We start from the raw sequence: 14,176 nt of genomic DNA, 5'->3' as shown, positions 1-14,176 counted from the left end.
CAACATGCCTTCGGGATCCTGCGCCCGTCAGCCTTTTTCGTGGAAGAAATCGTAGATGGTTTCGGCCAGGGCACCGGAAATGCCGTCGACCGCCTTCAGGTCCGCCAACGCCGCGCGGCTGACCGCCTTGGCCGATCCGAAATGCGCCAGCAGCGCGCGCTTGCGCGTCGCCCCCACCCCCGGCACATCGTCCAGCGGCGTGGCACCGATCGTCTTGGCCCGCTTGGCCCGGTGGGTACCGATGGCAAAACGGTGCGCCTCGTCGCGCAGGCGCTGGATGAAATACAGCACCGGATCGTTCATCTTCAGCGCAAAGGGCCTGCCGCCGGGGCGGTGGAATTCCTCCTTGCCGTGATCGCGGTCGACGCCCTTGGCGACGCCCACCATCGGGATATCCTCGACCCCGAATTCCTCCATGATCTCGTAGACGGCCGAGACCTGCCCGGCACCGCCATCGATCAGCAGAAGGTCGGGCCACAGTCCCTTGTCACGGTCCGGGTCTTCTTTCAGCAGGCGCTTGAAGCGACGGGTCAGCACCTCTTTCATCATGCCGAAATCGTCGCCCGGGGTCAGGTCTTCGCCCTTGATGTTGAACTTGCGGTACTGGTTCTTCATGAACCCGTCCGGCCCGGCGACGATCATGCCGCCCACCGCGTTGGTGCCCTGGATATGGCTGTTGTCGTAAACCTCGATCCGCTGCGGCGCCCCGTCGAGGCCGAAGGCTTCGCCCAGCCCCGCCAGCAGCTTCGCCTGCGTCGCGCTTTCCGACATTTTGCGGGCCAGGCTTTCGCGGGCGTTGCGCGCGGCCCCGGCGACCAGTTCGGCCTTTTCGCCCCGTTTCGGCACCAGAAGTTCGACCTTGCGGCCAAGCTTCTGGCTCAATGCCTGTTCCATCAGGTCGGCGTTTTCAATCGGATGCGACAGGATGATCTGGCGCGGCGGGTCCTTGCTGTCGTAGAACTGGCCAAGGAACGCCTCCAGCACCTCGGGCGCCTCGATCTCGGCCCCGACCCGGGGATAGAAATCGCGGTTGCCCCAGTTCTGCCCGGCGCGGATGAAGAACACCTGCACGCAGGCCTGACCCTTTTCCAAATGCAGCGCGACGATATCGGCCTCGGTCACGGTGCGCGGGTTGATCCCCTGCACCGTCTGCACCTGGGTCAGCGCCTTGATCCGGTCGCGCAAGGCGGCGGCGCGTTCGAAATTCATCGCGTCGCTGGCCGTCATCATTTCCGCCGCCAGCTTCTCCTGGATATCGGTCGACTTGCCCGACAGGAACCGTTTGGCGTCGGCCACCGTGGCGGCATAGTCGGCCTCGCTGATCTTGCCGACGCAGGGACCCGAACAGCGCTTGATCTGGTACAACAGGCAGGGCCGCGACCGGCTGGAAAACATCGCGTCGGAACAGTTGCGCAGCTGGAACACCCGCTGCAGCTGGTTCAGCGTCCGGTTCACCGCGCCCGCGCTGGCGAAGGGGCCGTAATAGCTGCCTTTCTGTTTCTTCGCGCCGCGGTGTTTCTTGATCTGCGGAAACGGGTGATCGCCGGTCACCAATATGTTGGGGAAGGATTTGTCATCCCTCAACAGCACGTTGTAATGCGGCTTCAACTGCTTGATCAGGTTCTGTTCCAGCAGCAGCGCCTCGGTTTCCGTCCGCGTGGTCAGGAACATCATCGAAGCGGTTTCGGAAATCATCCGCGCGATCCGCCCCGAATGGCCGGTCGGACGGGCATAGTTCGACACCCGCGCCTTCAGGTTCCGCGCCTTGCCGACATAGAGAACCCGCGCCTGCGCATCCAGCATCCGATACACGCCGGGCGAGGCATCCAGGGTCTTCAGATAGGACTGAATCAGCGCGTGGCCGGTCAGCGATTCGGGTGTCGGATCAGGCATGTTAACCAGATATGATTCTCAGGCGGCCGCTGCAATCTTTGGTATCAAAGGGCAAGAGAAAAGCTTTCCACCGTTTCTGTGGATAACTCTGCCGATAACTTCCGGGCATGTGGAAATTCTCCTTGTTTTTAACCCGGTTCAACGATTTGCATAAAAAATAGGCACTATCGCAACACATTGATATTGCACGATATTTTTTGACGTCTCGGACAAGTATTTGAAAGAATTACATATTTTGTAACACTACTGTGACAGGACAGTGACCGGTGCACAACTTCAGGCGCAAGGCCCGGTTTACTCCTCGACACCCAACACGTCAGGCGTCTGCCAGCCCAGGTGCTGACCACCATCGGTACATATCAGTTGCCCGGTAACCGCTGGCGAATCTAGGAAAAATCCAAGCGCCGCATTCACATCGGATGGGTTCGAACCGCGGCCCAGAATCGTGGCGTTGCGCTGCCCCTTGAAATGGATTTCGGACTGGCGCGCGCCCTTCAATGTCGGGCCCGGCCCGATGGCGTTCACGCGCAGCCTCGGGGCCAATCCCTGCGCCGCGGTCTGGGTAAAGGCCCAAAGCCCCATCTTGGCCAGAGTATAGGTCATGAATTCCGGCGTCAGCTTGCGCACCCGCTGGTCGATCATGTTTACCACGACGCCCTGCGCCACCGGTTCGTCCATGTCATCCATCACCGGATCGGGTATCTGCGCCGCCATTGCCTGGGTCAGGACGAAAGGCGCGCGCAGATTGGATTCGAAATGCCGGTCCCAGCTTTTGCGGGTCGCGGTTTCCAGCCGGTCATGTTCGAACACCGAGGCGTTGTTCACCAGGCAGGTCACCGGGCCGTCGAAAGCATCGAGGACCTTCGGGAACAGCGCCTGGGTATCCGCCTCGGACAGCAGGTCGGCCTGGAACCCGACCGCCTTGCGGCCCATGGCGCGGATATCGTCGATCAGGCTTTGCGCGTCGTGCACGGAACTGCCGTAATGCACCGCCACGTCGAAACCGCGCCCGGCCAGATAGGCCGCCATCGACCGCCCCAGGCGTTTTCCCGCCCCCGTGACCAATGCAACTGCCATTCGATGCCCCCTGCGATCGGATCAGTTCAGAACCAGAACGATATAACCTGCGTAAGCCGCCGACAACAAAACACCCCAGGACCGGGTGATATCGATCTTGAAAAACACGAACGGGATCAGCAGCAAAGACGCCCCCAGCATCACCCACAGGTCAAACCGCAGGAAGGCCGGGTCGACCGGGATCGGGCTGACCAGGGACGCCACGCCGATGATCGCCAGAAGGTTGAACATGTTCGACCCGATCACGTTACCCAAGGCCACGTCGGCCTGACGCCGCAGCGCCGCCATCACGGTGGTCGCCAGTTCCGGCAGCGAAGTGCCCACCGCGACCATGGTCAACCCGATCACGGTTTCGGAAATGTCGAACATCCGCGCGATCGTCACCGCGCTGTCCAGCAGCAGGTCCGCGCCCAGCGGCAGCCCGATCAGCCCCAGCACGATATAAAGCGTGATCTTCCACCACGGCATGTCGGGATCGGCGCCTTCGGGGTCTTCCAGTTCGTCCTCTTCCCCCATCGCCATATGCGCCCGCGCCTTGTGGAAGGAATGGAACAACACGCCGCTCAGGGCCGCCAGCAGCACCAGGCCGCTGATCCAGGTGAACCGGCCGATGAAACACAGCGCGATGAACAGGACCGAGGCGCCGATCATCAGCAGGAAACTTTCGCGGCTGTCGCATTCGCTGGTGTGCATCCGCGCCAGCAGCGCCGGAATCCCCAGCACCATCAGGATATTCGCGGTGTTCGATCCCACCACGTTGCCAAGCGCGATGCCCGGCACACCTTCCATCGCGGCGGTGATCGAAATCAGCAATTCGGGCGCCGAGGTGCCGAAGGCCACGATGGTCAGGCTGACGATCAGCGCCGGGATCCCGATCCGCAGGCTTAGGTTGACCGCGCCCTTGACCAGCGCATCGCCGGCCAGCAGCAGGATCACCAGCCCGAGGGAGGCATAAAGCCATTCAGCCATGTTCAGCGTTTCCCCTTTTCGCAGGGGCACGGGCCCTTGCCGATCTTGAAGCGCCCGCAGCGCGGACATTTCGCTGCGTTCAGACGACGCTGTCCGGGAAACCGGAATTTTCCGAACATCGCCAGAACCGCCATACCGACAAGAAAAAGGGAAATGATCTTGAAAATCATGTCAGAGCCCAAAGCGCGCGTAAGCGGCCCGTTCCTCGATCGCGTTCACGGCGTCGCCCATCAACGACAGGCCGAACCGCTGCATGATGCCGCGGCGGCGGTCGTAGCGGATGAACCGAACCTTGTCGCCGTAGAGCTCCTTCAGCCTGGGCTCGGCCCGGGCCAACCCGTCGACCAGGCCCAGTTCCATCGCCTTCTGCCCCATCCAGACACGGCCGCTGAACAGGTCGGGATCGTTCTGGAGCTTGTCGCCCCGGCGATCCCTGACATAGGCTTCGAAAACCGTGTGCATGTCGCCGAGAATTTCCTTCAGCCGCGCCACGTCCTCGGGTTTTTCCGGCTGGAACGGGTCCAGCATGGATTTCGACTTGACCGAGGTATAGACGCGGCGCTCGATACCGTGGCGGCTGATGAAATCATGCGCGCCGAAACCGGCGGAAATCACCCCGATGGACCCGACGATCGACGCCGGATCGGCATGGATATCGTCCGCCGCCGCGGCCAGCCAATAGCCGCCCGAGGCCGCCACGTCTTCGACGAAGGCATGGACGGGGATGTTCTTTTCCTGCGACAGGCGGCGGATGCGGTCCGCGATCAGCGCCGATTGCACCGGCGATCCGCCGGGCGAGTTGATGATCAGAGCCACCGCCGCCGGCTTACCCTTGCGAAACGCCTTTTCGATCATCGGCGCCAGGGCCGCGTCGTTCAAAGGCGCGCGCGGTCCGGTTGCGATCATCCCCTGCAAACGGATGACGGCCACGCGCGGACGGGATTTCAGAAAGGGCAGCTTCAAACTCATAAGGCCCATTTAGACACCGGTTGCAGGGCAGACAAGGCGCAGCCCCGTCCGGCCCCGCATTTCGTGACCAAAATAGCGCGAAACCAGCCAGAGGATCACTCTTCGCGCCCCTCGGCCCGTTGCAGCGCCACCATCGTCGTCAGCGGTCCGACCAGTTCGAACAGAACCGTGGTGCCGATCACCAGCGTCAGCAGAACCTCGGCATATGCCGGGAATTCCTGCGCCGCGACCAGCGCCATGCCGACGGCGACCCCCGCCTGCGGCAGCAGCGCCAACCCGAACCAGGGGCGCTGCGATCGCGGCACCCCGCCGACCGCGCCGCCGATCACGCCACCGACCACCCGCGCCGCGATCCGCAGCAGGAAATAGCCCGCGCCGATCACCCCGATCCCGGCGAGGTTGGACAGATCCAGCGACGCCCCGGCGAGAACGAAGAACAGGATCATGAACGGCCAGCGGATGTGTTCGATTTCGTGAAAGGCGTAATCGTGATGTTTCGCCCGGCTGGCGATGACCGCGCCGACCACCATGCCGGTCAACAGGAACGACACCTCCAGCCACAGCGAAATCCCGGCGGTCAGAAACACGATGCCCAAGGCCTCGGATTGCAGCGGCTCGCCCTTTCTGACCCGTCCGGTCAGCATCGCGGCAGGCCAGCCGATCACTACGCCCAGCACCAGCGCACCGCCGATTTCCCACCCCGCATCGTACAGCAGCGCGCCATCCATCGCGCCCTGCGACAGCGCCTTTGCCACGACGACCGCTAGGCTGAAGGCGATCATCCCCCAGGCATCGTCGATCGCCACGATACCGCGCAGCGTGTCGGGGAAACCGCCCTTGGCGCCGGACTGGCGAATGGTGTCCTCGGTCGCGGCGGGATCGGTGGCGCAGGCGATCGCGCCGCAAACCAGCGCCAGCGCCGGATCGATCCCGACCAGCCACAGCCCACCGGCGACGCAGGTCACCGTCGACAGCACCACCACCAGCGAAACGCTCATGATCGCGCGGCCATTGGAACGCAGGTTTTCCGGCGTCATGCCGCCGCCAAGCAGGAAGGCCACCATGGTCAGCGCCATCGCGGACAGGAATTCATACCAGTCCCGCACCTCCTGCGGGATCAGGTCCAACCCCGCCCCACCGACCAGAACGCCGCAGGAAAGCAGCAAGGTCACACGCGGCAAATGGGTCCGCTGCCCGATCTCGTCTGCTGCCAGTCCGACCAGGAACAGCGCCCCGAGGACGACCAGAACCTGCGCCATGTCCATCTGCACGCCCTGCATCACGCGCCTACCCGGCCAACATCTTCAGACCCTGGGTCACGTCCGAACGCACCGCCAGCCGCAGCCCCGGTTCGTCGCCGGCGCGCAACGCGGCAATGATCAGCCGGTGGTAATGCGGCGGCTCCTTGCGCCGCAACCGACCATAGAGCGCCCGCATCGTCGGCCCCAGTTGCAGCCAGACGGTTTCGGCCATCGCCAGCATCGCCGGCGCCTGCGCCCGCAGGTACAGCGTGCGGTGAAATTCCAGGTTGGTGCGGATGTAGCCCACCGCATCCTGCCGCGCGACCATTTCGGCCACCGAACTGTTGATCGTCTGCAACCGTTCGATCAGCGCCATATGCGCCCGCGGCAGCGCCCGGCTGGCCAGTTCCACCTCGATCAGCGACCGCAGCGCGGCCAGCTCCTCGATCCTCTCGTTGCTCAGCTCGGGCGTCGACACCCGCCCGCTCGTCGACAGCGTCAGAGCGCCCTCGGCGACCAGCCGCCGCAGGGCTTCGCGCGCCGGCGTCATCGAAACGTCGAATTCCTTGCCGATGCCGCGCAGCGTCAACGCCTGGGCGGGTTCGATCTCGCCATGCATGATTCTGCTGCGCAGGCCGCGATAGACCCGGTCATGAGCGGCGCTCGGGGTGGATTCGGTGCGTGACGAGATCAACATGCGTCACTTGTGATCACAAAATCGGCCGCGGTCAATCACCAAACCGGTAGCGATGCAGTTCGGACCCGTTTTCGCGCAACCACAGGCGCGGCGCCTCGTAATCTCCATAGAGGTTTTCCACCTCCTCCCAGAACCGGGCCGAATGGTTCATGTGACGCAGATGCGCGACCTCGTGCGCCGCGACGTACTCCAGCACCCCGGGCGGCGCCATGATCAGGCGCCAGGAATACATCAGCGCCCCGGCCGACGAACACGATCCCCAGCGCGACCGCGTATCGCGCATCGATATCCGGGCATATTCGCGCCCCAGGGCGATGCTGTAGCGATCCGACGCCCCGGCCAGCCGCGCGCGCGCCAGCTGTTTCAGAATCCCGGCGATCCGCCGCCCCGCGGTTGCGGGATCGCCCGGCACCCGGATTTCCCCGTCGCCCCAGACAACGCCACGCCCGGCTCCCGCCACGACGTTCAGATAACGCCCCTCCACCGGCAGGCTGGTGCCAAGCCCCACGGGTTCCAGCGCGGGCCGGTCACGCAATTGCAGGCGCAGCCAGTCGGCCTTTTCCTCGGCAAAGGCGATTCCCTCCGACGCCGGAATGCCGCGCGGCAGGGTCAGCGTGACCTTGGCATCCAGCCCCGACACCCGCAAGGACAACCGCCGCGCCCTCGCGGAACGGCGGAAATGCACGCGAACCGGGGGGTTGCCATCAAGAATATGTTGCCCCATATCGCCTTTGTTCGAAATCACGCGCATGCTATCCTTTAAAGCCTTTGACACCCATGGCCCGTTATGGCAGTTGGCGCAGATCGTCGACAAGACCACAAGATTTGAAAGGACCGCAAATGGCCAAGGAAGAATGGGGTGTAAAACGCGTTTGCCCGACCACCGGCAAGCGGTTTTACGACCTGAACAAAGACCCGATCGTCAGCCCCTATACCGGTGAAGTGCTCGAACTGGACAGCGGCAAGAGCCGCATGATCGCAGCCGACGCCGAAGACGCCGCCACCAAGAAGGCCAAGGCCGTCGACGCGGACGCCGATACCGATCTGGTGGATGACGCCGATGTCGATGTCGATCTGGACGACGACCTGCTGGACGAAGACGAAGACGACAACGTTTCGCTGGACGAACTGGCCGATGTTCCGGCCGAAGACGACGAATAACAAAAACATGTCTGCGGGCGGAATTTTCCGCTTGATCCCGCCCGCAGCATTGCCTAAGTAGCGGCGCACAGGCCGGAACGGTCTGAGATTTGGGGCCTTAGCTCAGCTGGGAGAGCGCTTGCATGGCATGCAAGAGGTCAGGGGTTCGATCCCCCTAGGCTCCACCAAATCCCCACCCATATTATGAATATTTTCGAAGGGGTTGCGAGGTATTCGCTTACCTTCAGACTATCCAGTCACCGTTTTGCATACAGTCCCCGGTCACTGCTCGGTCACTTGTTCTGGTGACCGTATTCAGCAGTGAGATCCACAAAACGTGCCAGGAAAGCCTCTTTAGCATTGTCCGGCTCCCAACATTGAATTCGGTCTGGTTCCTTAACTAAAGGCGCGTTCGGCGGCCAAGGCTCAAGCTCGGCGACCATCAGTGCGGCCTTCTCATCCAACAGCATTTAGATGTCGGCCCGCTTGAGCTCTTTACAACTGAATAGGCTGGCGTCGACCCCAAAACATTCGCCGATAGCCAACTCCATCTTGTGCTCAAATTCACTGAACTGAGAAAGTTGCTTCTTGAGCGGGGAAGGAACGTCCCCAAGGTAAGCTTCGGCGGCATCATGAAGGAGCCCAATCAGGGCCAGTTCAGGAGCGACCTCATGGGAAACATGGACGCTGTGTTCCGCCACCGAATAGAACCGCGTGCAATGCCCGTTGAACCTGACCAACAGAGACAATGCGTGGGCGATGTCCTCAATGTCGATCTGCTCCGGGTCGGGTTCACCGACGGGGAACTTGCGCCCACTGATGGTCTGTATCCATGCGTCGTCTGTCATTTCTCGGCCCCATGTTGCGCCTCACCATCAAAACCGCGGGCGGGTTAGCTGTCCAGTTCCAACAGGAAGGCAAGAGAAATAGTGGCCATCGGTTCGTTAATTGCGATCAGTTCGATGATCAGACTTCTTTAAACCGGATGTCCCTGCGGAGAACCTAGCGAGCGCCGAACAGCGGCACAACACACCGAGGCAGATTTTTCAGGCGCAGTGCGGCTTTCGAATCCTAATCAGGGCCGGATCACCAGGCAGCTTTCCTCAAGCAAAGCGACGTGATCGCTCCACCCGGTCCGCAACATGCAGGCGCCGACGAGGGACAACACGTCTGGTTCCAGCACTGCGTTGGCCGCATCCAGGTCGTTCAGCGCAACTCTGAACCCTTCTGCCGCATTCAGAGCATCCTTCCAATGTTCACCGGGGCCGGCGTGATTGTCGCCGCTAACAAAGGCTTCGAACAAAAGGATGTCATCGCCCTTGGGCCATTGACGCCAATCAAGGATGGCCCGCCGATCTGGCTGAAGCGAACGGAGCTCGCTCAGCACATGGCAGACAATAGCCAGTCCAATCGTGGTGACTGTTGCACCTGCTCCTGCTGACCATGGCCGTCCGTTCTCGCCGTTACGCTGCCCCGTCAGTTTCTCAACTGGCCGTCCATGCGGAATGAACAAGGGTGCCTCGAACCCCAGCGCAGACGGCTGCCCCTTCGAACGCTCAGCAAAGCGAGCCACGAAGTCATCCAGATTCAAACCGTGCTCCAAATCCCCGCCGCCAAGCACAGCCCAGCCGATGTTCTTGGGAGCGCCGACATCAACAGCACCAATGACGATATTGTCTTCGAAACTCACCAAATGGACAAAGCCTAGTTCGAGAAAACTCCGTTATCTTCCCAAATACGAAGTCTGCTCCTAATTATCAAAACTTTTCAAAGCTCACTCGGTTTATCGGCTTGCCGTCCGAAGCCTAGTTCGGGCGATGGAACACGTTCTGAAGACCTATTTGGCCGGGCAACTGCGCAGCTTTCGTAAGGAAGCTAAGCTGACCCAGGAGGAACTGGGGGCTCGCGTCGAGCGCACCAGCGAAGCCATTTCCAACATCGAGCGAGCGAAAAGCCTGCCGACCATCGAGACCCTGATGGCGCTGTCGGAAGCACTCGACCGGCCGTTGCGCGAGTTCTTCCCCGCCGGAAAGATCGAGGACAAGGTTAGCCCGAACCGCCTGAAACTTGAGGCCGAAGCGGCCACACTGTTGCGCAGCCTGAAGGATGATCAGCTACGCATTGCCATCAGGCAAATCGAAGCGCTGAAGGAAGGGTGAAGAAGGCGGAAAGCCGACTTTCGCTGCTCTCGAAAACAACAATCAAAAGCATGACGAAGAGGACATTTGGGAGCCCCTTTGAAATCCGAAGTCGACCGTGAATGGGTTCAATTTCCGCTGCGTGCTATCAGATCACAAACCGAACCGACCCACGTTTTTTCAAGCGTTTCGATTTTAGCAAACTGCATCGGAACTGTGCCGTGGCAGCACAAACATGAAACTACCTGAACGCTATCTTTCCCTATGTAGCGCCCAAGTTCGACACTGTTCGCGGATAGCAAGTCTACCCGGTCCAAATGACGTTTCAGCTTGTCCCGTTTCCCAGCTTTCGTTTCGCCTTGGTACTCTGACAGCATTGCCGCAATCTCAGAGTAATTTCTAGCAGACTGAAGGTTTTTACATTCGACAATTAAGACCTCCTGCATATCTGCACGCCAAGCCAGAACATCCACGTCGCCGTAGTCAATGTCGAGCTTTCTGTTTAGGATTTTGGTTAGCGGCACGTTGCCTTCAACATGCCAACCGTTTTTTGAAAGCTCTTCCTTAACGGACGCTTCAAACTGTTGACCCTCATTCGCAGACCCCCACCAGTCATTTCGCATCTCGCCTGTTTGAAAAAAGCTCTGATCAAGACTGCCTGAGTGGGCTCCGTCGAAGAGATAAGCAAAACCCTTTCGCAAAGAGTATGGGGGGATAAGAAGAAGAGGATCATCAGCCTCATCGACCTGAACGATAGGACGCACAACAAAAGACAATCTGCGTCCAAATCGCCACGGATAGATGTCCTTGATATCGAAACCTTTTGGCACTCGATCCCATCTCTTTCGTGGCTTAAGACAAAACTGTTCCAAGAAGGCGTCTGCCACATTTTGATCAACTGAACCGCTGACCACCGCTTGGATGACTTCTGATCTTCTCAATTCGAGTGTGGGCATCTGTTTTTCAACAGCGATGTCTTCAAGGCTCCCTATGATGTTGCGCGCTTGATCAAGGTCGAAGCCCATCTCGGCAGTCCAAATATCCCAAAACTTCTGATCAATTGCGCCTTTTGTCTCGGGAACAACCTCTGGCGCCTCATAGTTCTGCTTTTGCCTTGGTGCGATTTCAACAAAGCGGTCGCCTAAAACTCTTTCAAGCAGTGGCTCAACAACCAAGTCGCCAAAGTCGTTCTTGAAAAGGATGTCCCCAAGCGCTGAAAGGGTCAATTCAGGTTGGAGCGCGTTATACCTAATTGCATCAGATAACCCCCCTAGACGCACGACCAAAAGTGTTCTCGACACAAGCCTGGAGAGTGATAGTGCTGATGGTTGCACTGTGCCGTCAATCGGGCACATACAAACACTCATTTCCGCCAACACCCTGCTTGCGATACCCGCAGCGGCAAACTTCGAAGTCTGATGCACGTACTTGCGAAGTGTTTCCGGGGTCCGACCATGTAGTCCCAAAATGGCTGCGGATGTCCTCCGCCAGTGGTCTTCTTCGGCATTCGCTTTTTCAATATTTTGCACGAGCATGTTTAGAAATGAACGACGAGGCAGCAACTGAAGTTCCTCACTAATGTCGTCTACCAAGCAAGAAACGACACTATTCAGAAAGGATGTACATTCCTTTCTGCCCTCGACTTTCGCCCCATCAGCGGGGGTTCTGACGCGCCAAGCAAGACCAAGCTTGGCAATGCCATCGTCAACTTCGTCAACCGATACAACTTTCTTTGGTAGAAGTTGGCGTACATAGTCCATAAATCCCTGCGACTGGAAGAAATGAAAGCTTCTCGCATCGTCATTCGGAACCACAGTCTTCTCGAACTCATCGAGCATACCGTCTGGAAGTTCACCTAAGATCAACTCAAGAAAACCCGTCAGCATCGCTCTGACGACCGTACGCTCAGCGATGTTTTCAGCAACTCTAAAACCATCTATGAAGCCAGCTTCAAAAGTAACTGTCGCACACCGCTTTTCGTGCGAGACTGCAACAGACCATAGTTTTTCCAATTCTGACCGGTCCGGCTTTGCTTTATCTCCATCAGGAACAACAGCATCCAAGAAAACAAGGTTCGCCCGCATCGGAGCGATACCGATTTGGTCGGGATACTCTTTATCAACGACCGAACCAATCCGATGCAGCCATTCGCCAGCCATCTCCCAGAGTCGGTATTCGACGTTCTTGTCGGAGATGTTTGGTGTTTCTATGCCAAGCCAAAGCCGTGCAACCCCTTCGTAGCAGGATGTGAGCGTGCCATCGCGCACGTCTGTCATGGACGCGTAAAGCTTCCTTGAACCTTCGCTTTCGAAGAACGGGTCTGGGGATGGCCTCTGAATAACATGGTGTTTTCCAGCCTCATCGCGGGCACTATGCTTGTCATAACCACTATCGGCTTCCGCTCGGACGGTCCTAAGCATATTTAATGGTGGATTGAGCATAAGGGGCCGATCAGGTGTAATCGGGTCCGGCGGCAGTTGTGCATGTGGTACGAAATGACCGTCGTTTCGGCGCACCCATCCCAAAAGGTTCAAGACGCCATTTGGATTGATGATTTGTACACCTCTGCTCTCGACCGCTGACAAACCGTCCTGAATGCGCCAGAAATACTCTGGCTTCATGTCGGCCATCCAACTGACGCGAACTAGGTCAGCTATAGAGATGGACTCGAAGTGCCAGTTTTCCCGATGCACATCGAAGTGCTTTGTCGCGTAGCCTTTGCCCCAGCCACCACCAATCAAAAGTGTCATCCCTGCTTGGAAGCCTTCTTCCTTTTCGAAGCGATCCATTGACGCAAGCATGTCTTCCTGAAGCGCATCGGTTAAACCTCCATCGTCTTCAAAAATATCCGCAAATCCGCCTTCTGAATGTGTTCGAATGCTAGGCACAAAGAAGTGCAAAGAGATGAAGTGACCTTCGTCAAATTGAAAGCCGAATGAAGAGACACGGTGTTGACCAACCTTGCGCCAATAAACAGGGGCGTCTCTCGGGCCACCCAGCAAAGGTGTGTCATGTAGAAGGCCCGAAAATCTGTTGGTCAGCATTTTGTCAAACGCATCCTCCAGGCCGTGAGTGAAAATCTCTCCAATCACGTATTCTCGCATAGCCAGTGACAAACATGTTGGAAGCACGACAGTCACTGCCTCTCGATCAAGAACAGCGAGAGGCTTGAAGTGTAGAGCTGTTTGAGAGGCACGCTGATTTCCGATTTCGTCCTTACAGCAAGGGTCTATGAGGAATGGAGCGATGTCGTCGGGTTGAACGCCTCTTGCATCCAGCATTTCAAACGGAATGCGAGCCCTTTCAACCAGCGCGTTTCGACCCGGCAGGTGACGACTAGACAAGGATTTTTGTGGATCGTCGTCCCCCATCTGATAGCGTGAGAGGCCGGCATTCTGACAGATGATATCTGAAATACTTAGCACGGCATCGACGCACCTTTTGATCTCTGCCCAATGGCCTTCATTCGGCATCGTTTGCACAACGTCATACACCATCTGGGTATAAAACCCGGCGGATTCCCATAATCCTTCAATGATCCGAAAATCCCGATCAACACCAATCACCAGCGACGTAAAAACATCTTCTGCCGGGTCTTCTCCATAAGCACTTCGTGACTTTCCGATCGCGTGAAACCAACGCACGGCTTGGCCTATGTGTGCCTTTTTCTTACCCTTGCAGTGTCTCCATGCGAGCATTGCAAGCAACTCTAACCGAAGGCAGTTTGATTGGTATTTTGGTACTGTCGTGAGGCTGGCAATTAAGGGAACCGCGATCCGGGGATCGTAACCGCTCAAATCTCGAACAAGTGCCTTATTCTCTTTTGCCACGTCGTCCAAAGTTACAGAAAGAGAAGACCATTTTTGCTGTTCTGCAAAGATCTCATGAAACTTTTCGAATGCCTCGTTTTGCGTGAACTCTGGCTTTGGCTCGTTACTCACTGGGACACCACTTTGATTGATTGGAAGCACGGCACTAGGGTCAGGACCCATTGATTTCCGCCGGGTGGCGTGATTCACCGTTCGAAAAACGAGCGGTAAAATGTCTGACCT

At 58.5% G+C, this 14,176-nt stretch carries 13 protein-coding genes and 1 tRNA gene; 3 read left to right on the top strand and 11 right to left on the bottom strand.

The features are described from left to right. Nucleotides 1-27 precede the first annotated feature (27 nt). The 7 genes from uvrC to IT775_RS13325 all read right to left on the bottom strand — a co-directional run bounded on the left by uvrC (nucleotide 28) and on the right by IT775_RS13325 (nucleotide 7,570). Nucleotides 28-1,893 carry an excinuclease ABC subunit UvrC gene (uvrC, locus tag IT775_RS13355; protein ID WP_212701617.1) on the bottom strand — a complete coding sequence of 622 codons (1,866 nt, stop codon included), beginning with the start codon at nucleotides 1,891-1,893 and terminating at the stop codon, nucleotides 28-30. A gap of 294 nt (nucleotides 1,894-2,187) precedes the next feature. After that, a complete protein-coding gene (locus IT775_RS13350; RefSeq protein WP_212701616.1) occupies nucleotides 2,188-2,970 on the bottom strand; it encodes an SDR family oxidoreductase in 783 nt (260 codons plus the stop codon). A gap of 21 nt (nucleotides 2,971-2,991) precedes the next feature. Next, nucleotides 2,992-3,939 carry a calcium/sodium antiporter gene (locus IT775_RS13345; RefSeq protein WP_212701615.1) on the bottom strand — a complete coding sequence of 316 codons (948 nt, stop codon included), beginning with the start codon at nucleotides 3,937-3,939 and terminating at the stop codon, nucleotides 2,992-2,994. Nucleotides 3,940-4,110: 171 nt separating this feature from the next. Then, nucleotides 4,111-4,908, bottom strand: a complete 798-nt coding sequence (locus tag IT775_RS13340) for a S49 family peptidase (protein ID WP_212701614.1) — start codon at nucleotides 4,906-4,908, stop codon at nucleotides 4,111-4,113. A gap of 95 nt (nucleotides 4,909-5,003) precedes the next feature. Further along, nucleotides 5,004-6,188, bottom strand: coding sequence for a cation:proton antiporter (locus tag IT775_RS13335; protein ID WP_246525579.1), 1,185 nt, complete (start codon nucleotides 6,186-6,188; stop codon nucleotides 5,004-5,006). A gap of 7 nt (nucleotides 6,189-6,195) precedes the next feature. Further along, nucleotides 6,196-6,846, bottom strand: coding sequence for a GntR family transcriptional regulator (locus IT775_RS13330; RefSeq protein WP_212701613.1), 651 nt, complete (start codon nucleotides 6,844-6,846; stop codon nucleotides 6,196-6,198). 31 nt (nucleotides 6,847-6,877) lie between these two features. Further along, entirely contained in the window at nucleotides 6,878-7,570 is a 693-nt protein-coding gene (locus IT775_RS13325) for a M48 family metallopeptidase (RefSeq protein ID WP_212701612.1), read from the bottom strand. Between the two features lie 116 nt (nucleotides 7,571-7,686). Here IT775_RS13325 and IT775_RS13320 point away from each other — a divergent pair, with 116 nt between their 5' ends. Beyond that, nucleotides 7,687-8,007, top strand: coding sequence for a TIGR02300 family protein (locus IT775_RS13320; RefSeq protein WP_212701611.1), 321 nt, complete (start codon nucleotides 7,687-7,689; stop codon nucleotides 8,005-8,007). Nucleotides 8,008-8,098: 91 nt separating this feature from the next. Then, nucleotides 8,099-8,174, top strand: a tRNA-Ala gene (locus tag IT775_RS13315). Between the two features lie 105 nt (nucleotides 8,175-8,279). Here IT775_RS13315 and IT775_RS13310 read toward each other — a convergent pair. The 3 genes from IT775_RS13310 to IT775_RS13300 all read right to left on the bottom strand — a co-directional run bounded on the left by IT775_RS13310 (nucleotide 8,280) and on the right by IT775_RS13300 (nucleotide 9,676). After that, nucleotides 8,280-8,456 (bottom strand): hypothetical protein, encoded by a 177-nt coding sequence (locus IT775_RS13310; protein ID WP_212701610.1) that lies wholly within the window; start codon nucleotides 8,454-8,456, stop codon nucleotides 8,280-8,282. Beyond that, a complete protein-coding gene (locus tag IT775_RS13305; protein ID WP_212701609.1) occupies nucleotides 8,457-8,834 on the bottom strand; it encodes a hypothetical protein in 378 nt (125 codons plus the stop codon). A gap of 227 nt (nucleotides 8,835-9,061) precedes the next feature. Next, complete coding sequence (locus tag IT775_RS13300) at nucleotides 9,062-9,676, bottom strand: hypothetical protein (RefSeq protein WP_212701608.1); 615 nt, start codon at nucleotides 9,674-9,676, stop codon at nucleotides 9,062-9,064. A 127-nt stretch (nucleotides 9,677-9,803) separates the two neighbouring features. On the opposite strand from IT775_RS13300, the gene IT775_RS13295 reads away from it, so the two are divergent. Beyond that, complete coding sequence (locus tag IT775_RS13295; protein ID WP_212701607.1) at nucleotides 9,804-10,145, top strand: helix-turn-helix transcriptional regulator; 342 nt, start codon at nucleotides 9,804-9,806, stop codon at nucleotides 10,143-10,145. Between the two features lie 107 nt (nucleotides 10,146-10,252). On the opposite strand, the gene upx is transcribed toward IT775_RS13295, so the two are convergent. After that, on the bottom strand, nucleotides 10,253-14,065 hold the full coding sequence (upx, locus tag IT775_RS13290) for an anti-phage protein Upx (RefSeq protein ID WP_212701606.1): 3,813 nt from the start codon (nucleotides 14,063-14,065) through the stop codon (nucleotides 10,253-10,255). Nucleotides 14,066-14,176 lie beyond the last annotated feature (111 nt).

It is taken from the genome of Thalassovita aquimarina (genome assembly GCF_018219815.1).
Lineage (GTDB): Bacteria > Pseudomonadota > Alphaproteobacteria > Rhodobacterales > Rhodobacteraceae > Thalassobius > Thalassobius aquimarinus.
Note: the sequence above shows the minus strand (reverse complement) of the source record. Positions and strands in the feature narration are given on the sequence as shown.